The sequence below is a fragment of the Streptomyces sp. 17_S59 genome (assembly GCF_056930295.1).
Genome location: NZ_JBXOWD010000001.1, coordinates 2758734 through 2779084 on the forward strand (window position 1 = coordinate 2758734; position 20351 = coordinate 2779084).

The following is a 20351-nucleotide window of genomic DNA, read 5'->3' on the forward strand; positions in this document are numbered from 1 at the left end:
GCTCAGGAGCCGTCGTCGACGAAGGCGACCACCCGGGCGGGCGCCGCGCTCGTCCCGGTGAGCTTCAGCGGGAAGAAGCCGACCGTGAACCCGGTCGGGGGCAGCGCGCCCAGGTTCACCAGCTGCTGGACGATCAGCGCCTCCTTGTCCTGGATCGCGTAGTGCCCGTCCCAGATGTGCCGGGGGTCGCCGGTCTCCTGGAACGCCTTGCGCATCGCGGGGATCGGGCGGTCCCAGCCGATGGCGTCCGTGCCCAGGACCGTGGCCCCCAGGCCGGTGAGGTAGCGGGTGCCCTCGCCGGACATGCCGGGGTAGGCGAAGTAGCCCGGCTCGCCCAGGGAGTAGCGCTCCTGGCCGGTGCGGATGAGGACGGCGTCCCCCTCCTCGACGTCCCGGCCCACGGCCGCGATCGCCTGCTTGAGCGCCTCGACCGGAATGGCCTCCGCCGGTTTCACCCAGGGGCGGACGTCCAGCACCATGCCGGGCCGGAACAGCTCCTCCAGCGCGATGTCGCTGATGCTGCGCGCCGGACGGCCCTCGCACATCCGGCCGCTGTGCAGCGGGGCGTCCACATGGGTCCCGCAGTGGGTGCTGATCTCGCGCATCACCTCTCCGGCCGGGCCCTCCCGTCCGGGGAGGTCGCCGGGGTCGCACCCGAAGGAGGCGACCATGAAGTCCAGGCCCCACCCGTCGTGCGTCTGGTAGTCGACCTCGGGGGCCACCACCAGGGCGAGGTCTGGCATGTCCTTGGGGATGAGTTCGAGGTCACGGGGGTCGATGGGGGATGTGAGGTCGACGATGCGGCTCATCTCGTCTCAGCTTCTCTCCGAGTTCAGCTGACGCTCAGTCAGGATGTGGCGTCCGGGGACCGGCCGATCAGTCCCCGCAGTTCGGTCTTGAGGACCTTCCCGTTGGAGTTCCTGGGCAGCGCGGCCACGAACGCGAAGCGGCGCGGCCGCTTGAAGCGCGCCAGGTGCGCAAGGCAGTGGCGCTCCAGCTCGGCGGCCAGGTCGGGGTGCTCCCCGCTCCCCTCCGCCGGGACCACGAAGGCGACGGGCAGCTCCCCCCACTCGGGGTCGGCGGCGCCGACGACGGCGGACTCCGCGACCGAGGGGTGGCGCAGCAGCACCTCCTCCACCTCGCGCGGGTAGATGTTGGACCCACCGGCGATGATCAGGTCCTTGGCCCGGTCGACCAGGGTGAGGAAGCCGTCCGCGTCGAGGCGCCCCAGGTCGCCGGTGTGCAGCCAGCCGCCGCGCAGCGTGTGCGCGGTGGCCTCGGGGTTGTTCCAGTAGCCCGCCATCACGGTGGCACCCCTGACGATCACCTCGCCGGTGGTCCCGGGCGGCACGTCGGAGCCGTCCGGCCCCACGACGCGCAGCTCGACACCGGTACGTGCCCGGCCGACGCTCTCCAGTCGCCGGCCCAGGGCCCCGGGGGCGCCACCCCGGTGGTCCTCCGGCCGCAGGTGCGAGATCGTGCCCGGCGTCTCGCCCTGCCCGTACCCCTGCCACAGCCGCCCGGCGCCGAAGCGCGCGATGACCTTCTCCAGGTCCTCGCGGTACATCGGCGCCCCGCCGTAGAGGATGCGGTGCACGCCCGGGACCAGGTCGTCGGGGAGCAGCCCCGGGTCGAGCAGCCGGCGCAGGATGGTCGGCACCGCGAAGAACGCCACCGGGCCGAAGGCCCGCAGCACTTCGCCCAGGGTGTCCGCGTCCACCACGCCGCCCCGGGGGAACAGCTGGGCCCGGGACCGGGCGGTGTAGGCCAGCCCGAACAGCCCGCCCGCGTGCGACAGGGGCGCGATGTGCAGCAGCGACGCGTCGACGCCCGTGCCGAGGTCGGTGAGTGCACTGTCCGTGGCCGCGGCCAGATTGCCGTGGGTGAGCGTCGCCCCCTTGGGATGGCCGGTGGTGCCGCTCGTGTAGAACAGCCACGCCGGGTCGCCGGGGCCCGCCGCGGCCGGGGGCCCGCCGGGGCCCGGCGCCGCCCGTTCCGCCGCCTCCGTCAGCTCCGCCGCCGCCACGAGCGCGGTCGCGCCCAGGCCCTGTTCCCGTAACGGGCCCACGAGTTCGTCCGTGGCCACGCACAGCGCCGCCGTGCAGTCCTCGGTCTGCTGGGCGAACTCCTTCGGGTGGAGGCGGGCGTTCACCGGAGTCGCCACCAGCCCGGCCCACCACACGCCGAAAAGGATCTCCGGGTAGTACGGCGTGTTGCGCATGGCCAGCGCGACCCGGTCGCCGGGGCGCAGGCCGTACTCGCCGAGCAGCGCGGCGCCCACGGCCCGTGCCCGGCCGGCCAGTTCGCGGTAGTCGCGCAGGACGGTGCTCCCCTCGCACACCGCGGGGGCGTCCGGGGTCCGGGCGGCGGCCCGGTGCAGCAGGGCCGCGATGTTCATCCGGCCCTCCCCGCCGCGGGCGCCTCCAGGACGACGACGGCCGCGGCCGCCTCCTCGAAGCCCAGGAAGCCCCCGCCGTTCTCGGCCAGCCCGATGCGCACGCCGGGCGCCTGCCGGTCCCCGGCCTCGCCCCGCAGCTGGGTGACCAGCTCGTGCACCTGCCCGATGCCGGTGGCCCCGATCGGATGGCCGTTGCACTCCAGGCCGCCCGAGGTGTTCACCGGGAGGCGGCCGCCGAGCGCCGTGTCGCCCCGCTCGGCGGCGTGCGCGCCGTCGCCGGGCGGCACCAGCCCCAGGGCCTCCAGCTGGAGGACCTCGCCGACCGCCGTCGCGTCGTGGACCTCGGCGAGCGAGACGTCGGCGGGCCCGAGCCCCGCACGCTCGTAGGCGGTGGCCGAGGCGCGGCGGGTGATCTGCCGCGCCTCGTCGTCGAGGGACCGGCCCGTGCCCGAGGCGACCACGCTCGCCCGGATCCGCACGGCCCGCCGGGCGCCCAGCCGGCGGGCCGCCGCCGGGGAGCAGACGAGGGCCGCAGCGGCGCCGTCGCCGATGGGCGCGCACATGGGGAGCGTCAGCGGTGCCACGATCTCGCGCGCGGCCAGCACCTCGTCGGCGGTGAGCGGATCCCGGCGCGCCGCCCTGGGGTTGAGGGAGCCGTGCCGGCGGTTCTTGGCGGTGACCGCGGCCAGGGCGCGCGGGGTGCAGGAGGGGTGGCGGCGCCGGTAGTGGGCGGCGAGGGCGGCGTAGACGTCCATGAACACCGAGCGCCGGCCGCCCGGGGGCGCCGCGGCCCCGGCGGCCTCCCGCAGGGCCTTCAGCTCCGCCTCCCAGCGGGCCGCGTCCAGGCCGCCCCGGAACGCCTCGCCCATGCGGTGCTCGTCGGCGCCGTACATCTTCTCGGCGCCGAGGGCGAGGGCCACGTCCGTCTCCCCCGCCCGGACGGCGGTGGCCGCCAGGTGGAGCGCGGTGGCGCCGCTCGCGCAGGCGTTCTCCACGTTGTGGACGGGGATCCCCTCGATTCCCGCGGCGCGCAGCGCCACCTGGCCGCGGATCAGGTGCTGGCCCTCCAGGACGCCCTGGGTGGCGTTGGCGAAGAACACCGCGCCGACGTCCGCCGGCCCGGCCCCGGCGTCCGCGAGGCACAGCGCGAGGGCCTCGCCCGCGAGCGTGCCGACGGAGAGGTCCGGGAACCTGCCGTAGGCGGTGCGGCCCACGCCGAGCACGTACACGTCGCTCATGACCGGCCCGCGTCCGCGGCGGCCGAGGGCACGCGGACGGTGTTCCGCAGGATCCCGATCCCCTCGACCTCCAGCTCGACCACGTCCCCGTCCTGCAGGTGCCGACCCAGGTCGAAGCCGGTTCCGGAGGGCACGGTGCCGGAGCCGATGACGTCGCCGGGGTGCACCGCCTGCTCCCGGCTGAGGTGCACCACGGCGTCCTCGAAGCTGTGCTCCATGCCGTCCGTGCCACCGCGCGACCACTCCTCGCCGTTGACGCGGGCCGTCATGGTGAGGTGGTACGGGTCGGTCAGCTCGTCCCGGGTGACGATGCACGGCCCGAGCGTGTTCGAGCCCGCGAAGTCTTTGCCCTCGCAGGGGCCCACGCCCGCCCGCATCAGCACGGCCTGGAGGTCCCGGGCGCTCCAGTCGTTGAAGACCGTGTAGCCGAAGACGTACTCGTGGGCCTCGGCGGGCTTCACGTCCCGGCCCGTGCGCCCCACCACGGCGGCGAATTCCAGCTCGAAGTCCAGCTCCGTCGAGCCCGAGGGCGCGCTGATCTCGTCCTCGGGCCCGCTGACGGCCAGGTGGTCGGCCACGTAGTACATGACGCGCTCGCGGAACAGCGGGCTGAGGTCGAAGCGCCCGCCGGCCATCAGCCGGTCGAACTCGGCGGCGGGGTCCGCGGCCGCGGCGGCCTGGCGCCGGGCCAGCTCCCGCAGTCCCGACTCGAGGTGGGCGATGAACAGCCCGCAGTCGCGCAGCCGGGCCGGTCGGGGCAGGGGTGCCAGCAGCCGGACGCCGTCCCGGTCGAGCAGGGCGCCGCCGGGGCGCCGGTCGCACAGCCCGCGCGCCCGGTCGAGGGCGCCCTCGCCGGCTTCGATCAGGGCCTGGAGGGAGGTGAAGGCCGCGTCGCCGGGAGCGGCGGCGGCGAGGTCGAGGACGGTCGCGTCCTCGTCCAGGAGCACTCCGGCACGGGGCCGGTCCGGTTGGTTCTTCCTCTCGAACGTGACCAGGCGCATGGCGTCTCCCCTCGTGGAGTGGGCGGCTCGGGACAGAAGCGCTGGATATGTGATGCAGGAGAGGTCGAGCGGTTGTAGCGAGGAGTGGGAGGAACGGACTCGCGGCGGAACCGGTACCGCCACTTCTGCGGTGCACGGGTCAAGGCGCCAGGGCATCCAAGGCTCCGGGCCCGGCTCACCCGCGATTGACTGGACGGTGGTCCAATCGTTGAACGGCCGACACAGGCCGTCAAGGCTTCGGTCGTGATCGGTATCGCGGGCTTTCCGGCACGTCCCGGGGGACGCGGTCGCTCCGGTGACCCTGTGCCCCGTGGGACACTCCGTGGGACAATCGCCCGCATGGCCGGTCGTCGCGAGGAATCCGCACGGGAGAGCCGCCGCAGACTGCTCGAGGCGGCGACGGAGCTGGTGGCCGAGGCGGGACCGCGGGCCGCGTCCGTGCAGGCCGTCGCGGAGCGCGCGGGCATCAGCCGCGGCTCGGTCGCCTGGCACTTCGGCTCCAAGGAGGGCCTGATCGTCGAGGTGATCGAGGGCGCCTTCCGCGCAGCCGAGGAGGAGTACCGCCGGCTGCTGCCGGAGTCCGGCCCGCTCTCCTTCGACGCCCTCGTGGACGCGCACCTCAGCGTGGTCGACGCCCCGTGCGGACGCGTGTTCGCCACGGTCCTGCCGGAGGTCACGGGCGCACCGGGAGCCCTGCGGGACGCCTATGTGCGGGGGTACGAGCGCACGCGCCGGGTGTGGGTCGGCTATCTGGAGCGGCTCACGGAGCGCGCCCCGGGACTGCCGGACGCGAAGAGCCTGGCGGCGCTCGTCTTCGGCAGCGGCGTCGGCGTGAACACCCTGCACAGCCTTGACGGCCTGGTGGACCGGGCGGAGGCGTTCTCCGCCCTCAAGCAGCTGTTCGACCTCGCGGGCGGAACGGCCCCGCAGCGGCTGCGGACGGGGGCCGGGGACGGCCCCGTACCTGTGCCCGGGGACCGTCAGCCGCCCGCGGGAGAACACTGAGACGCACGACGTGCCCGGAGCCGGACTTGAACCGGCACGGCCCCAAGGGCCAGCGAGGTTTAAGCTCGCCGTGTCTGCATTCCACCATCCGGGCGGGGGCTCTCGGGCAGCACAGCAAGAGGCGGACTGGCCTCCCCCTCGGAGAGCAGGACGAGCCTAGCCGGGGAGCGCCCCCCAAACAGCGGAACGGTGACCCGAGGTTGTCTTATTTTATTGGCAACTGAGCAGTCATCAGCGCATGGATGACACCACTGGCACATGCCAGGGGCCGATCTCCCCCGCTGTCCCCCGCCCGTCGGCCCGGCCCGGGCCGGAACGGATTTGTCGCAATCTCATCGCTCTCGGTAAGGGGCGGTCTCCTACCCAGGGATGACCACCCCCCTGCCGCATACCTCCGGAGACTGTCCCGGGAACCGGAGCTGGGGCTGATCCCGGGCCCGATCGCCCGAAGCACCATGGAGTACGTCCCCTGCTACCGCCCCGACAGGAGTGCTCCACCGTGACCACCACCCCCTTCGGCGCCCAGACCGCCGCCCGCGCCACCGCGGTGGCAGCCCGCGCCACGGATCTCACCAAGGTCTACGGACAGGGCGAGACCCAGGTGGTCGCCCTGGACGCGGTGTCCGTGGACTTCCGCCAGGCGGAGTTCACCGCGATCATGGGCCCCTCCGGCTCCGGCAAGTCGACGCTGATGCACTGCATGGCCGGCCTCGACACCGTCTCCGGCGGCTCGGCCCGCATCGGCGACACCGAGCTGACCGCGCTCAACGACAAGAAGCTCACCCAGCTGCGCCGCGACAAGATCGGCTTCATCTTCCAGGCGTTCAACCTGCTGCCGACGCTCAACGCCATCGAGAACATCACGCTCCCGATGGACATCGCCGGCCGCAAGCCCGACAAGCAGTGGCTGGACACGGTCGTGGACACCGTCGGCCTGTCCGGGCGCCTCAAGCACCGCCCCAACCAGCTCTCCGGCGGCCAGCAGCAGCGCGTGGCCGTCGCCCGCGCCCTGGCCGGCCGCCCCGAGATCATGTTCGCCGACGAGCCGACCGGAAACCTGGACTCCCGCTCCGGCGCCGAGGTCCTGGGCTTCCTGCGCAACTCGGTGCGCGAGCTGGGCCAGACCGTCGTCATGGTCACCCACGACCCGGTCGCGGCCTCCTACGCCGACCGCGTCGTCTTCCTCGCCGACGGCCGCATCGTCGACGAGATGTACGAGCCCACCGCCGACGCCGTCCTCGACCGGATGAAGCGCTTCGACGCCAAGGGCCGCGTCAGCTGACCGGCAGCCGCCCCCTCGCCAGCCACTCGTCCCAGGACTGACACCGATGCTCCGTACCGCACTGCGCAATGTGCTCGCGCACAAGGCCAGGCTGCTGATGACCGTGCTCGCCGTGATGCTCGGCGTGGCCTTCGTCTCCGGCACCCTCGTCTTCACCTCGACCGTCTCCGACGCCTACAAGAAGAGCTCCGCCAAGGGCTTCACCGGCGTCGACGTCGCCGTCCAGCCCCACAAGGAGGACCGCGACAAGGGCAACCCGGGCGCGGTCCCCCGGCTGTCCCAGCAGCTGCTCGACCAGGCCGCCAAGGTGCCCGGCGCCGCCTCCGCCACCGGCTCGGTCAGCGGCTTCGCCGCCATCGCCGACAAGCACGGCAAGCTCGTGGGCGACGGCTTCTCGTCCTCCGGCGCCAACTACTACCCGGGCGCGGACGGCAAGGACCCCCGCTACCCGATGAAGAACGGCCGCGCGCCCAAGGCCACGGGCGAGATCGCCCTGGACGCCAAGACCGCCGACCGCGCGGGCTACAAGGTGGGCGACACCGTCCGGATATCCGTCGACGGCCCGGTGCTGGAGCAGAAGGTCACCGGCATCTTCACCACCGACGACGGCAACGTCTCGGCGGGCGGCAGCCTCGCGCTCTTCGACACCCCCACCGCGCAGAAGCTCTACGGCAAGCCCGGCGAGTTCGGCGAGATCGACGTGAAGGCCGCGCCCGGCACCTCCCAGGCCGCCCTGAAGGCCTCACTCGAGAAGATCCTGCCCAAGGACACCGAGGCCACCACCGGTCAGCAGCTCGCCGACGACCAGGCCGACGCCATAGCCCGGGGCACGGACGGCATGCGCACCGTCATGCTGGCCTTCGCCGGTATCTCGCTCTTCGTCGGCATCTTCATCATCGCCAACACCTTCACCATGCTGGTCGCCCAGCGCACCAAGGAACTGGCCCTGCTGCGCGCCGTCGGCGCCAGCCGCCGCCAGGTCACCCGCTCGGTGCTCATCGAGGCGTTCGTCGTGGGCTCCGTCGCCGGCGTCGTCGGCCTGGCCTCGGGCATCGGCATCGGCGCCGGGCTGCGGAGCCTGATCAACAGCACCGGCTCCGCCGTCCCCGACGGCCCGCTGGTGGTCTCGCCGGACACGATCATCACCTCGCTGGCCGTCGGCATCGTCATCACCATGCTCGCCGCCTGGCTGCCCGGCCGCCGCGCCGCGAAGATCCCGCCGGTCGCCGCGATGAACAGCGTGCACGCCGTCGCCACCACCAAGTCGCTGGTCGTCCGCAACTCCATCGGCGGCGCCATCGCCGCCATCGGTGCCGCCCTCACCCTGACCGCGTCCGGCTCCAGCACGATGGGCGCCGGTGCCGCGCTGGTCCTCGTCGGCGTCTTCGTGCTGACCCCGCTGCTGTCCCGCCCGGTGATCGCCGCCGCGGCGCCGCTCCTGCGCGGGTTCGGCATGCCCGGCAAGCTCGCCCGGCAGAACGCGGTCCGCAACCCGCGCCGCACCGCCGCGACCGCCTCCGCGCTGATGATCGGCCTCACCCTGATCACCGGCCTGACCGTGATCGCGGGCAGCGTCTCCAAGGCCGTCGACAAGATGGCCACGGACTCCCTCAAGGCCGACTACATCGTCTCCATGGCCAGCCTCACCCCGCTGTCCCCGGACGTGGAGAAGAAGCTCGCCGAGCAGCCGGACGTCACCGCCACCAGCCCGGTGCGCACCTCCCCCGCCCGCATCGACGGCGACCACGAGATCCTCTCGGGCGTCAACGGCAAGACCATCGGGCAGCTGTCCAAGCCCGGGTTCACGGCCGGCTCGTTCGCCGGGCTCTCCGCCGGCAAGGCCGTCGTCGACGACAAGACCGCCGAGAGCCACCACTGGAAGCTCGGCTCGTCCTTCACCGTCACCTACGAGGACGGCAAGCAGGGCACCCTCACGGTCTCCGGCATCTTCAAGGGCAACGCCCTGACGCGCGGCATCATGGTCGACGCCGCGGGCCTCGCCCCGCACCAGAGCGAGATCGCCGACGCCCAGGTGATGGTCAAGACCAAGAGCGGTGCGAGCGACGCCACCAAGGACAAGCTCCGCAAGGCCCTCGGCGACAACCCCGCCATCCAGGTCGAGGACAAGCAGGACGTCTCCGACGGCATCGCCAAGCTCATCAACCTGCTGCTGAACATGCTCTACGGCCTGCTGGCCATGGCCGTGATCGTCGCCGTCCTCGGCGTCATCAACACCCTGGCGATGTCCGTCTTCGAGCGGCAGCAGGAGATCGGCATGCTGCGTGCCATCGGCCTGGACCGCAAGGGCATCAAGCGGATGGTGCGCCTGGAGTCGCTGGTGATCTCGCTCTTCGGCGGCGTGCTGGGCGTGGGCCTGGGCGTGTTCTTCGGCTGGGCCGCGGGCGACCTCATCAAGAAGAGCCTCAGCACCTACGAGCTGGTGCTCCCCTGGGGCCGGATGGGCATCTTCCTGCTGCTCGCCGCCGTGGTCGGCATGCTGGCCGCGCTGTGGCCGGCCCGGCGGGCGGCCAAGCTCAACATGCTGTCGGCCATCAAGGCCGAGTAGCTTCGCCGGAACACGGAAGGGGCCGGGCCCCGCGGCAACAGCCGTGGGGCCCGGCCCTTTTCCCAGCCGTCTTCTCAGCCGTCCGAGCGCCAGTCGCGGGTGCGCAGCGGCAGCGCCGACTCGCCGGACTCCGCCGTGCGGACCGCCAGCACCTGGTTGACGCCGATGCGGTTGCGCTCGAAGGACAGCGCGGAGGCGGCCATGTAGAGCCGCCACACCCGGGCCCGGCCCGGGGAGGTGAGCCGCACGGCCTCGTCCCAGTGCGCCTCCAGGTTGGCCACCCAGGAGCGCAGCGTCAGCGCGTAGTGCTCGCGCAGCGCCTCGACGTCCCGGACCTCGAACCCGGCCTCCTCCAGCTGCCCGACGGTCCGTCCGACGGGCGCCAGCTCACCGTCGGGGAAGACGTAGCGGTCGATGAACTCGTCGACCCGGTAGGCCTCCTCGTCCCGCATCGGGCGGCGCGCGATCTGGTGGTTCAGCAGCCGCCCGCCGGGCACCAGCAGCCCGTACAGGCCGGCGGCGTACTCGGCGTAGCGCTCGGAGCCCACGTGCTCGGCCATGCCGAGGGAGGCGATGGCGTCGAACGGCCCGTCCGCGATCTCGCGGTAGTCCTGCACCCGCACCTCGATGCGGTCCGCCAGCCCGGCCTCCGCGATGCGCTTGCGGGCGTACGCGGCCTGCTCCTCGGAGAGAGTGACGCCGACCGCGCTCACCCCGTACTCGCGGGCGGCGTGCAGCACCATGGAGCCCCAGCCGCAGCCGACGTCCAGCAGCCGCTGTCCGGGCCCGAGGGCCAGCTTCCGGCAGACGAGATCGAGCTTGTCCCGCTGGGCCTCCTCGAGCGTTGCGCCGGGACCGGCCCAGTAGGCGCAGGAGTAGACCATCGACGGGCCCAGGACGCGCTGGTAGAAGGCGTTTCCGACGTCGTAGTGGTGGCTGATGGCCTGCTTGTCGCGGCGCAGCGTGTGCAGCGGGCCGGCGCCGGCGGCGCGGGCCTCCTCGCGGGGCGGCACGGGCGGCACCCAGGGAGCGGCGAGCCGGAGCAGCTCGCGGCCCGCGGCCCGCAGCCCGGGGTCGCGGAGCACGGCCAGGAGGACGGCCGGACCCGAGCGGCGGCCCTGCCCCTCACCGCGCCCCCAGAGGCTGCCGGCGAGCAGGTCGAGGGCCCGGTAGAGGTCGCCCTCGACGTCGACGTCCCCGGCCACCCAGGCCCGGGCCAGGCCCAGCTCGCCCGGCTTCCACAGCAGCCTGCGCAGCGCCCGGCGGCGCCTGACGATCAGGACGGGGGCGCCCGGGGGGCCGGCCTCGCTGCGGTCCCAGGCGCGGATCCGGACGGGCAGCGGGGCGCCCAGCGCCCGTTCCGCCAGCGTGCTGAGCCGTCGGGCGGCATCGGCCATGTCGGCACACCTCCATGATGATGTGTCAGGAAGTAGCTGTACCTGACATCTGAACACCAACGGGTCGTGCAGTAGTCCTTCCCGCAAAAACCGCTCCGCCCCCGCCGGAGCGGGGCGCTCCACCCGGCGCAGAGCACGCCGAAGGGCGCCCACCCCACGGATTGGTGGACGCCCTTCGGACGGAACTGCTGTGACCGGAGGTCAGGAGGCCTTGGCCTTCTCGGCCTTGTCCGTCGCGACCGGGGCCGGCTTGGCGGCCTCGTAGAACTCCTCGCGCGGGTTCTCCATGGCGCGCAGGGAGACCAGCTCGCGCTTGAGGAACAGACCCAGGGTCCAGTCCGCAAAGACACGGATCTTCCGGTTCCAGGTCGGCATGGCCATGCCGTGGTAGCCACGGTGCATGTACCAGGCGAGACGGCCCTTGAGCTTGATCTTCATCTTGCCCATGACGATCATCGCCACGCCCTTGTGGAGGCCGAGGCCCGCCACCGCACCCTTGTTGGCGTGCGAGTAGGTCTTCTGCGGGAAGCCGCGCATCCCGGAGAGGACGTTGTCGGCGAGGACCTTGGCCTGGCGCAGCGCGTGCTGGGCGTTCGGCGGGCACCAGGCGTTCTCGTTGCCCGCCTTGCGGCCGACGACGTCCGGGACCTGGGCGTTGTCGCCCGCGGCCCAGATGTAGTCGGTGCCCTGGACCTGGAGGGTCTCGGAGGTGTCGACGTGACCGCGCGGGCCCAGCGGCAGCCCGTAACGGGACAGCACCGGGTTGGGCTTGACGCCCGCGGTCCACACGATCGTGTTGGAGTCGACCTCGAGGCCGTTCTTCAGCACGACGTGGCCGTCGACGCAGGAGTCCATGGAGGTCGAGAGGTAGATCTCGACGCCCCGGCTCTCCAGGTGCTGCTTGCCGTACTCGCCGAGCTTCGGACCGACCTCGGGGAGGATCTTGTCCGCCGCGTCGACGAGGATGAAGCGCATGTCCTCGCGCTTCACATTGGGGTAGTACTTGGCGGCGTCGCGGGCCATGTCCTCGACCTCGCCGATGGTCTCCGCACCCGCGAAGCCACCGCCGATGAAGACGAAGGTGAGCGCCTTGCGGCGGATCTCCTCGTCCTTGGTCGAGGCAGCCTTGTCGAGCTGCTCGAGAACGTGGTTGCGCAGGCCGATGGCCTCCTCGATGCCCTTCATGCCGATGCCGTTCTCGGCGAGGCCGGGGATCGGGAAGGTGCGGGAGACCGCGCCGAGCGCGATGACCAGGTAGTCGAAGGGCAGCTCGTAGGACTCGCCGACGATCGGCGCGACCGTGGCGACCTTGCGGTCCTGGTCGATGCCGGTGACGCGGCCGGTGAGGACCTCCGCCTTGGGGAGCACGCGTCGCAGGGGCACCACGACGTGGCGAGGGGAGATGCTGCCGGCGGCAGCTTCGGGAAGGAAGGGCTGGTACGTCATGTACGAGCGCGGGTCGACGACCGTGACGGTCGCCTCGCCGTAGCGCATCTTCTTGAGGATGCGCTGTGCCGCGTACAGGCCGACGTACCCACCGCCTACTACGAGGATCCGTGGACGCTCCGTGGTGCTCATGTTTCGAGTATCCAGCACTCCCCCACGGGGTGCTCGTGAGCCCCTTCACAAGAGACCGGGACCTGTCTGCTACACTCCGCCGCCCCGTGATCGACGCCATACCCCCGGAAGGGAACCAGATCCACCCGGCAGGCGTTCACCACCCCCGCTGAACTGGCCTTGTGTCGAGTGCGACGACTGGACCACCCGGGGTCGACCCCGCGCATAAGCGTTTCTTTAAGACGCACGAAAGCGGACGGTTTCCGGCTACCGGGCCCCCGGGACCCCCGGATGGGGCCCTGAAGCACACATTCCGCGATCCCGGGCCCGGTTTTTCATGTGAAGGATTTCACGAACTTTCTTCGACAGGGCCCCGATCGGCCCTTCACAAGGGCCTTTCGGACCCCCTCAGGCGATGCTCCAGGCAATGCCGTCCAGGATGTCGTGCTCGCTCACGACGACCTCCCGGGCCCCCGTCCGCTCCATCACGCACTGCAGGACGAGCGCCCCGGCGGCAATCACATCGACCCGCCCGGGGTGCATCACGGGAATCGCCGCGCGCTGCTCGTGCGTGGACGACAGCAGCCTGCCGGTGATCTCGCGGACCGTGTCGAGGGAGATCCGCGAGTGGTGGATGACCGACCAGTCGTACTCCTCCAGCCCCAGGGCGATCGCCGCGACCGTGGTGACCGAGCCGGCCAGCCCCACGAGCGTGCGGGCCTCGGTGAGCGGAACGGTCTGCTCGGCGAGGTCCAGCGCGGCCTCGACGTCGGCCCGTATCGCCGCGATCTGCTCCGCCGCCGGAGGGTCGGTGACCTCGCCGTCCACCACGAGATGACGCTCCGTCATCCGCACGCAGCCGACGTCCACGCTGCGCGCGGCCCGCACGTGCTCCTCGCCGAGCACGAACTCCGTCGAGCCGCCGCCGATGTCCACGACCAGGAACGGCTTCGCCAGGTCGTCCCGCCCGGTCAGCTCCCGGGTGGCCCCGGTGAAGGAGAACTCCGCCTCCTGGTCGCCGGTGATGACCTCGGGCTCCACGCCCAGGATCTCCACCACGCCGCGCACGAAGTCCTCGCGGTTCTTCGCGTCGCGCGAGGCGGAGGTGGCGACGAACCGGGTGCGCTCGGCCTTGAGTTCGCGGATGACCTCCGCGAACTCCCGGCACGCGGCGAAGGTGCGCTCCAGCGCCTCGGGAGCCAGCCGCCCGGTGCGGTCCACCCCCTGGCCGAGCCGCACGATCGTCATCCGCCGGTCCAGCTCGACCAGCTCACCGGTGTCCGGGTCGGCGTCGGCGACGAGCAGACGGATGGAATTGGTACCGCAGTCGATCGCGGCGACGCGGGTCATGAGGTCTCTGCCTCCGTCTCCGTCTCCGTTGCGCACGGCGTCACGCACGGCCCCTTGCGCCACCACTCCGGCAGCATCGCGATCGCCTCGTCCCCCAGCGGGTTGACGCCCGGGCCCGCGGCCAGCGAGTGCCCGACGAGCACGTGCAGGCACTTCACCCGGTCCGGCATGCCGCCCGCGCTGGGGAACCCCTCCAGCACCTCGATGGCGTCCCGCCGCCGGATGTAGTCCTCGTGCGCCGCCCGGTACGCCGCGGCCAGCTCCGGGTCCGACTCCAGACGGGCGGTCATCTCCTTCATGACCCCCTCCGCCTCGAGCGTCCCGATCGCGGAGGCGGCCCGCGGGCACGTCAGGTAGTACAGCGTCGGGAAGGGCGTGCCGTCCTCCAGCCGCGGCGCGGTCTCGACGACGTCCGGGTTGCCGCAGGGGCAGCGGTGGGCGATGGCCCGCAGTCCGCGCGGCGGGCGGCCCAGCTGCTCCTTGAACGCGGCGATGTCCGCCTCGGTCGGCGCGGTGGGCTCGGTCTTCGGGGGAGGGGTGTCCATGTGCTCGCTCGTGCTCGTCGGAAGGTCTTGTCGAAAGATGTACGGACCGGATCAGCCGATCAGCCGTGGCCGTCGGAAGTGTCCACGCCGTCCCAGAGGTTGCTGTACCAGGGGCGGTCGCCGGCTCCCTGGTCCTTGGGCCGCTTGGCGTCCCCGCTGCCGTCCACCACGCTGTAGCCCGTCTCGCCGGGGCGCACGTAGTGCAGGTGCTCGCGCGCCTGCTGCTCCACGTACGCCGGGTCCTCAAGGCGGGCCTTCTCGTCGCGCAGCCGCTTCACCTGCTCGCGGGCGTGCTCGGTCTGGCGCCGCTGGTCGGCGATGTCCGAGCGCTGGGTGACCCACTGCCGCATCGGGTAGGCGAGGGCCACCACGAGCGAGCAGACGACCAGGGCGAGGAGCGCCGCGCGGCCCGTGAGCCGGCTGCGGCGCGGCGGCCGGGCGCGGTAGACCCGGGCGGCGCCGGACCCGTGCACCAGCGCCGTGCCCAGCGCCTTGAGCCTGGTCGCGGTGGAGAACCGGTCCGCGCCCACGTCGCCTCCCCTTCGGTCCTTACGAACGTACGTCCCCGGACACGGTACGGGACCGCGGCCGGGGACGTACGGCGACTGGCGGGGGTCAGACCCTAAGGGAGGTCAGCCCCTGGGGAGTCGGCCCTTGACGACGTCAGCCCTTGCAGTACTTACTGGTTCGCAGAGCGAAACCGCGGGAAGGCGCTGCGGCCGGCGTACACCGCGGCGTCGTCGAGGATCTCCTCGATGCGCAGCAGCTGGTTGTACTTGGCGACGCGCTCGGAGCGGGCCGGGGCGCCGGTCTTGATCTGGCCGCAGTTGGTGGCGACGGCCAGGTCGGCGATGGTGACGTCCTCGGTCTCGCCGGAGCGGTGGGACATCATGCACTTGAAGCCGCTGCGCTGGGCCATCTCGACGGCGTCGAGGGTCTCGGTCAGCGAGCCGATCTGGTTGACCTTGACCAGCAGGGCGTTGGCGGTGCCCTCCTCGATGCCCTTGGCGAGGCGCTCGGGGTTGGTGACGAACAGGTCGTCGCCGACGAGCTGGACCTTGTCGCCGAGCTTGTCGGTGATGGTCTTCCAGCCGGCCCAGTCGTCCTCGAACAGCGGGTCCTCGATGGAGACCAGCGGGTACGCCTCGACCAGCTCGGCGTAGTACTCGGTCATCTGGGCGGCGGTGCGGTCCTGGCCCTCGAACGTGTAGACGCCGTCCTTGTAGAACTCGGAGGCGGCGACGTCCAGCGCCAGCGCGATGTCCTGGCCGGGGGTGTAGCCGGCCTCCTTGATGGCCTCGAGGATGAGGTCGAGGGCCTCGCGGTTGGAGCCCAGGTTCGGGGCGAAGCCGCCCTCGTCGCCGAGGCCGGTGGACAGGCCGCGGCCCTTCAGCACCTTCTTGAGGGTGTGGTAGACCTCGGTGCCCCAGCGCAGGGCCTCGGAGAAGGACTCCGCGCCGATCGGGGCGATCATGAACTCCTGGATGTCCACGTTGGAGTCGGCGTGCGAGCCGCCGTTCAGGATGTTCATCATCGGAACGGGCAGCAGGTGCGCGTTCGGGCCGCCGAGGTAGCGGAAGAGCGGCAGGTCGGACGCCTCGGAGGCGGCGTGCGCGACGGCGAGGGAGACGCCCAGGATGGCGTTGGCGCCCAGCGAGCCCTTGTTGTCGGTGGCGTCCAGGTCGAACATGGCCTGGTCGATCAGGCGCTGCTCGGTGGCGTCGTAGCCGACCAGCTCCGGGCCGATCTGCTCGATGACGGCGAGGACGGCCTTCTCGACGCCCTTGCCGAGGTAGCGCTCCGGGTCGCCGTCACGCAGCTCGATGGCCTCGAAGGCACCGGTGGAGGCGCCGGACGGCACGGCGGCACGGCCCGTGGAGCCGTCGTCGAGGCCGACCTCGACCTCGACCGTGGGGTTGCCTCGCGAGTCGAGGATCTCGCGAGCTACGACGACGTCGATGGACGGCACGAGGGTCTCCTTCGTGTGTGTCTGGAGTTCTGCAGCACGAGCCTAACGGGCCCGGGAGGCTGCCCCCGCCCGCGGACCGCGCAACCGGGCCGGAAAATCTGAAAAAACAGCACAAACGCCGAGATCGCGGGATGAACAGCCCGTCTGTTCGCTCAACGGAAAAACCGCCCGGGAACGACGGAGCCCCGCTCCGATGCGGCTCGGGGGGAAGGCGCATCGGAGCGGGGCGGTCCCGCGCATGAGCGGCGTCGCGGCGGAGGCCGCTCACCCGTCGGTCGTGCACCGGTCCTCGCCCGTGCTCGGGGCGGAGGGCGAGGACCGGACGCGATCAGCTGGTGTGCAGCATCTGACCCGGGTAGATGGTGTCCGCGTTGGCGACGATGTTCTTGTTGAGGTCGTACAGCTTCTCCCAGCCGCCCTTGATCTGCTGGGTCTCAGCGATCTTGGAGAGGGTGTCGCCTTCCTTGACCTCGTAGTTGCCGTCGCCCTTCTGCACGGTCTGCGGGGCGGCGTGCTTCGGCGCGCGCTGCTTCGGCGCCGGGGTCTCGTCGGCCTGCTCGTCCGCCTCCTGGGCCGGCTTGGCGTGCTTCGGCGCGGTGGAGCGCTGGCTGCGGTCGGCGTGGCTCGTGGTGGAGCTGCCGTGCGAGGAGGACTTCGAGGACTTCTTCGACACGGAGCCGGAGCCCGAGGTGTCCACGTCGGCCTTCGCGCCGCCCTTGCTCAGGCTGCCCGCGCCGGCGCAGCCCCAGGCGCCCGGGCCCTGCATGGCGAGCAGGCGCTCGGCGGTGGCGATCTGCTGGGCCTTGGTGGCCAGGTCGGCGCGCGGGGCGTACTGGGTACCGCCCGCGGCGACCCAGGAGTCCTGCGCGAACTGCAGGCCGCCGTAGTAGCCGTTGCCGGTGTTGATGTGCCAGTTGCCAGTGGACTCGCACTGGGCGACCTTGTCCCACTGGTCGACGGAGGCGGCGTGGGCGGAGGTCGCGACCATCAGAGGGGCTGCGACCGCTGCGCCGGTGACGCCGGCGAGCGCGACGATGCGGACGGCCTTGGACGGACGACGGTGCTTGCCCTTGGACATGAGTCGTTTTCCTCACCGACGCCTACGAGGTGAGCTGTCGGGTTCGGACCGTGAGTCTGCCCGGCCCGGTGTTGTGCACCGGGCTTCACCCCAAGCCGTCCCGCTCCCCAGGCCACTGGCCGTGGGACCGGATCCGGCGCCCTACCTTGGTTCCCCCGCTCCTGCCTACGGCGCTTGCGCGACGACTCCCCCGGCCGCCGGCAGGATTCGGCGTGCGGCCGTGGTGCTCGCGGTGGCGAGCGGTGACGACGTTAAACACAGTCAGGCGGCGTGTTCAAACCCCACTTTTCGGCCACGGTTGCCGGAAGTTACTCGTGGGAACCGATCATTTCCGCAGGTGAGGCGGGGTTTGAAGCGAACGGACGAACTCACTCCAGCCCCAACCGAACGAGACCCATGTCTCACTTTCGACTGGAACGGACATTCGCCCCGAACCTCCCTGCTACTTACGGACATCGAGCCGCTGACCAGGCTTGATGAGGTCCGGATCGCTTCCGACAGTTTTGTTGTTCTTCTGATAGAGCGTCTGCCAGCCACCGGCAACGGAGTGCTCCTCCGCTATGACTGACAGGTTGTCACCGGGGCGCACCGTGTAGTCGCCCGCACCGGCCGACAGGTCCGTACGGGCGTCCTCGCCGCCGCGCGAGGCGTGCTGCGCGTCGCCGGAGCGCGAGGGCTCGGCGCGGTGCCTGCCGGTGCCGGGCTCGGTGGACGCTCCGTCAGGCGACTGCGGGGTGGCGGACGCCGGGTCCACGGGGGTGCCCGAGGGGTCGCCGGAGGGGTCCTTGCGGTGCTTCCCGTCCGGCGCGTCCGGAGAGCCTGTCGCCGGGGCGGACGAGGAGGGGCTCGTGGAGGGGCTCGTGGAGGGGCTCGCGGAAGAACCGGGCGAGGACGGCGAGGCGGACGGGGACGAGGACGAGGACGAGGAGGGCGACGAGGACGGCGAAGTGGATGCGCCGGGCGTCTGCGACGTGGAGGGCGACGGCGTGGAGGTCCCGGACGGCGCACCCGACGGGGTGCCGTTGCCGCCCTTGCCTCCCTTGTGCGCCGGGGAGGTCGGCGTGGAGGTCCCGTGCTCCGGCGTGACCGACGTCGGCCGCTCGGACACGGGCTTCGAGGGCCCGTCCGGCACGGTCGACTCGCCGCCGCCCGGGTTCACCTCGGCCACCGGCTGATCCTTGGTCAGCCCCGCACCGGACGCGCAGCCCTGCCAGGCCTCCGGGCCCTGCCCCTGAAGCACCCGCTCCGCGACGGCGATCTGCTGGGCGCGGCTGGCCAGGTCCGGGCGCGGCGCGTAGGCCAGGCCGCCGTTCTGCTCCCACACGTCCTGGGTGAGCTGGAGCCCGCCGTAGGAGCCGTTGCCCGAGTTGGCGCTCCACATGCCCCCGGTCTCGCACTGGGCGACGTGGTCCCAGGTCCCCGTGTCCGCGGCGCTGGCGCCGGTGGCCGCGAGCAGCGGCATGGCGATGCTCGCGCCCGTCACCCCCGCTGCGAGCACGATGGCGGGTACCTGGCGGGGGCGGCGATGTCTACCGGAGCCGGAGCGCATGTGAGGGCCTCTCGTGTGGCGGCTGATGTGGTCGTCGAACATAGCGACGACCCCCGAGGGTCACAAGCCGGTGTAGCGGAGGTCACGCGGAGATCACATAGGCCGGCGCGAGGTCATCTGATAGTGGATCCGGGGCGCTCGGGCGTGAACGCGACCGGCAGCGTGCGCAGTCCGCGCATGATGAGTCCGCCGCGCCAGCGCAGGTCGTCGGGGTCGGCCGCGAGCCGCAGATCGGGCAGCCGGCGCAGCAGCGTCGCGAGCGCCGTCTGCCCTTCCAGGCGCGCCAGTGGTGCGCCCAGACAGTAGTGGATGCCGTGCCCGTAGCCGAGGTGCTGGTTGTCGCGCCTGGCCAGGTCGAGGGTGTCGGGGTCGGCGAAGCGCGCCGGGTCGCGGTCGGCGGCGGCGAGGACGACGAGCACGGGGTCGCCCTCGGCGATGCGCTGCCCGCCCAGGGTGAGGTCCTGGGTCGCGAACCGCCACGTGGCCAGCTCCACCGGCCCGTCGTAGCGCAGGAGTTCCTCCACACCGGTCGCCAGCAGGCTCTCGTCGCCCTCCGCGAGCGCCCGCTGGAGGCGCTCGCGCTGCTCCGGATGGCGCAGGAGCGCATAGGTTCCGTTACCGATCAGGTTCACAGTTGTTTCAAAACCGGCGAACAAGAGGATGAAGGCCATGGCCGCGGCCTCGTTCTCGGTGAGGTGCTCGCCGTGGTCGCTCGCCCTGATCAGTCCGGAAATGAGGTCTTCCCCGGGATCCTCCCGCTTTCGGTTGATCAGTTCCGCGAGGTACGTCCGCATCTTCTTGACGGAGCGGGCCACTCCACCGCGCGGCCCGCCGCCGTGGCGGATCATCATCCCCGCCCAGTCGCGGAAGTCGTCCTGGTCCTCGGCCGGGACGCCGAGCATGTCGCAGATGGCGTAGATGGGGAGGGGAAAGGCGAACTCGTGGATGAGGTCCGCCTCCCCCTTCTCGGCGCCCTGCTTATTCAAAATCGTGCCGATGAGCTGGTCGGTCAGCTCCTGCACCCGGGGCGCGAACTCCGCCACCCGGCGCGGGGTGAACGCCTTGGAGACCAGGCGGCGCAGCCGGGTGTGGTCCGGGGGGTCGATGTTGAGCAGGTGCGTCATCAGGTTCGCGCTGCGCTCCCCGGGGATGCCGACCTTGCCCTTGCCGTGGGCGCTCTCGGCGTGGTGCACGGGGTTCTTCGACAGCCGCTGGTCGGCGAGCGCCTGCCGGGCGTCGGCGTAGCGGGTGACGAGCCAGGCCTCGACACCGCTGGGCAGCGCGGTGCGGTGCACGGGGGCGTGCTCGCGCAGCCAGGCGTACGCGGGGTAGGGGTCGGCGGCGAATTCCCAGGTGAAGAGGGGTGGGGCGGGGGGCGTGTGGTTCTCGTGCACGCCCCGACGCTACCGAGTGGGG

Annotated in this window: 16 protein-coding genes, 1 tRNA gene and 1 riboswitch; of the genes, 3 read left to right on the plus strand and 14 right to left on the minus strand. The window is 71.9% G+C overall.

Translation table 11 applies throughout. The features are described 5' to 3' along the window. Positions 1-2: 2 nt before the first annotated feature. Genes AC1Z4A_RS12130 through AC1Z4A_RS12145 form a run of 4 tightly spaced genes read right to left on the minus strand, consistent with a single transcriptional unit; the run spans position 3 to position 4637 of the window. A complete protein-coding gene (locus AC1Z4A_RS12130; RefSeq protein WP_483678148.1) occupies positions 3-809 on the minus strand; it encodes a cyclase family protein in 807 nt (268 codons plus the stop codon). 38 nt (positions 810-847) lie between these two features. After that, on the minus strand, positions 848-2398 hold the full coding sequence (locus AC1Z4A_RS12135; RefSeq protein WP_483678150.1) for an AMP-binding protein: 1551 nt from the start codon (positions 2396-2398) through the stop codon (positions 848-850). Continuing rightward, the gene (locus AC1Z4A_RS12140) at positions 2395-3636 is read right to left on the minus strand and encodes a thiolase family protein (RefSeq protein WP_483678151.1); all 1242 of its coding nucleotides are present in this window, start codon (positions 3634-3636) and stop codon (positions 2395-2397) included. The genes AC1Z4A_RS12135 and AC1Z4A_RS12140 overlap by 4 nt, the downstream gene beginning before the upstream one ends. Next, a complete protein-coding gene (locus tag AC1Z4A_RS12145) occupies positions 3633-4637 on the minus strand; it encodes a fumarylacetoacetate hydrolase family protein (RefSeq protein ID WP_483678153.1) in 1005 nt (334 codons plus the stop codon). The genes AC1Z4A_RS12140 and AC1Z4A_RS12145 overlap by 4 nt, the downstream gene beginning before the upstream one ends. A gap of 339 nt (positions 4638-4976) precedes the next feature. On the opposite strand from AC1Z4A_RS12145, the gene AC1Z4A_RS12150 reads away from it, so the two are divergent. After that, positions 4977-5642 (plus strand): TetR/AcrR family transcriptional regulator, encoded by a 666-nt coding sequence (locus tag AC1Z4A_RS12150; protein ID WP_483678154.1) that lies wholly within the window; start codon positions 4977-4979, stop codon positions 5640-5642. 11 nt (positions 5643-5653) lie between these two features. Here AC1Z4A_RS12150 and AC1Z4A_RS12155 read toward each other — a convergent pair. Further along, positions 5654-5736: transfer RNA gene (locus AC1Z4A_RS12155), tRNA-Leu, on the minus strand. Between the two features lie 405 nt (positions 5737-6141). On the opposite strand from AC1Z4A_RS12155, the gene AC1Z4A_RS12160 reads away from it, so the two are divergent. After that, positions 6142-6924 (plus strand): ABC transporter ATP-binding protein, encoded by a 783-nt coding sequence (locus tag AC1Z4A_RS12160; RefSeq protein ID WP_483678155.1) that lies wholly within the window; start codon positions 6142-6144, stop codon positions 6922-6924. Positions 6925-6970: 46 nt separating this feature from the next. Next, a complete protein-coding gene (locus AC1Z4A_RS12165) occupies positions 6971-9490 on the plus strand; it encodes an ABC transporter permease (RefSeq protein ID WP_483678157.1) in 2520 nt (839 codons plus the stop codon). A 74-nt stretch (positions 9491-9564) separates the two neighbouring features. Here AC1Z4A_RS12165 and AC1Z4A_RS12170 read toward each other — a convergent pair whose 3' ends face one another. The 9 genes from AC1Z4A_RS12170 to AC1Z4A_RS12210 form a co-directional block, all read right to left on the minus strand. Beyond that, on the minus strand, positions 9565-10887 hold the full coding sequence (locus AC1Z4A_RS12170) for a class I SAM-dependent methyltransferase (RefSeq protein ID WP_483678158.1): 1323 nt from the start codon (positions 10885-10887) through the stop codon (positions 9565-9567). A 201-nt stretch (positions 10888-11088) separates the two neighbouring features. Beyond that, the gene (locus tag AC1Z4A_RS12175; protein ID WP_483678160.1) at positions 11089-12465 is read right to left on the minus strand and encodes an NAD(P)/FAD-dependent oxidoreductase; all 1377 of its coding nucleotides are present in this window, start codon (positions 12463-12465) and stop codon (positions 11089-11091) included. 387 nt (positions 12466-12852) lie between these two features. Further along, positions 12853-13794: a Ppx/GppA phosphatase family protein gene (locus AC1Z4A_RS12180; protein ID WP_483678162.1), complete on the minus strand. Its 942-nt coding sequence runs from the start codon at positions 13792-13794 to the stop codon at positions 12853-12855. After that, positions 13791-14339, minus strand: a complete 549-nt coding sequence (locus tag AC1Z4A_RS12185; RefSeq protein ID WP_483678163.1) for a DUF501 domain-containing protein — start codon at positions 14337-14339, stop codon at positions 13791-13793. Before AC1Z4A_RS12185 ends, AC1Z4A_RS12180 begins: the two co-directional genes overlap by 4 nt. 59 nt (positions 14340-14398) lie before the next feature. Beyond that, positions 14399-14869, minus strand: a complete 471-nt coding sequence (locus AC1Z4A_RS12190) for an FtsB family cell division protein (protein ID WP_483678164.1) — start codon at positions 14867-14869, stop codon at positions 14399-14401. 149 nt (positions 14870-15018) lie between these two features. Further along, positions 15019-16308, minus strand: coding sequence for a phosphopyruvate hydratase (eno, locus tag AC1Z4A_RS12195; RefSeq protein ID WP_483678166.1), 1290 nt, complete (start codon positions 16306-16308; stop codon positions 15019-15021). A 328-nt stretch (positions 16309-16636) separates the two neighbouring features. Then, entirely contained in the window at positions 16637-17386 is a 750-nt protein-coding gene (locus AC1Z4A_RS12200; protein WP_483678168.1) for a transglycosylase family protein, read from the minus strand. A gap of 4 nt (positions 17387-17390) precedes the next feature. After that, positions 17391-17569, minus strand: a riboswitch (cyclic di-AMP (ydaO/yuaA leader). A 259-nt stretch (positions 17570-17828) separates the two neighbouring features. Next, positions 17829-18884, minus strand: a complete 1056-nt coding sequence (locus tag AC1Z4A_RS12205; RefSeq protein WP_483678170.1) for a transglycosylase family protein — start codon at positions 18882-18884, stop codon at positions 17829-17831. A 164-nt stretch (positions 18885-19048) separates the two neighbouring features. Further along, the gene (locus AC1Z4A_RS12210) at positions 19049-20329 is read right to left on the minus strand and encodes a cytochrome P450 family protein (protein WP_483678172.1); all 1281 of its coding nucleotides are present in this window, start codon (positions 20327-20329) and stop codon (positions 19049-19051) included. Positions 20330-20351 lie beyond the last annotated feature (22 nt).

Bases quoted from the DNA above. Each gene is read 5' to 3' on its own strand.
- AC1Z4A_RS12145 (WP_483678153.1), bottom strand. From the start codon at position 4,637: ATGCGCCTGGTCACGTTCGAGAGGAAGAACCAACCGGACCGGCCCCGT.
- AC1Z4A_RS12140 (WP_483678151.1), bottom strand. From the start codon at position 3,636: ATGAGCGACGTGTACGTGCTCGGCGTGGGCCGCACCGCCTACGGCAGG.
- AC1Z4A_RS12170 (WP_483678158.1), bottom strand. From the start codon at position 10,887: ATGGCCGATGCCGCCCGACGGCTCAGCACGCTGGCGGAACGGGCGCTG.
- AC1Z4A_RS12180 (WP_483678162.1), bottom strand. From the start codon at position 13,794: ATGACCCGCGTCGCCGCGATCGACTGCGGTACCAATTCCATCCGTCTG.
- AC1Z4A_RS12175 (WP_483678160.1), bottom strand. From the start codon at position 12,465: ATGAGCACCACGGAGCGTCCACGGATCCTCGTAGTAGGCGGTGGGTAC.
- AC1Z4A_RS12135 (WP_483678150.1), bottom strand. From the start codon at position 2,398: ATGAACATCGCGGCCCTGCTGCACCGGGCCGCCGCCCGGACCCCGGAC.
- AC1Z4A_RS12130 (WP_483678148.1), bottom strand. From the start codon at position 809: ATGAGCCGCATCGTCGACCTCACATCCCCCATCGACCCCCGTGACCTC.
- AC1Z4A_RS12165 (WP_483678157.1), top strand. From the start codon at position 6,971: ATGCTCCGTACCGCACTGCGCAATGTGCTCGCGCACAAGGCCAGGCTG.
- AC1Z4A_RS12150 (WP_483678154.1), top strand. From the start codon at position 4,977: ATGGCCGGTCGTCGCGAGGAATCCGCACGGGAGAGCCGCCGCAGACTG.
- AC1Z4A_RS12200 (WP_483678168.1), bottom strand. From the start codon at position 17,386: ATGTCCAAGGGCAAGCACCGTCGTCCGTCCAAGGCCGTCCGCATCGTC.
- AC1Z4A_RS12185 (WP_483678163.1), bottom strand. From the start codon at position 14,339: ATGGACACCCCTCCCCCGAAGACCGAGCCCACCGCGCCGACCGAGGCG.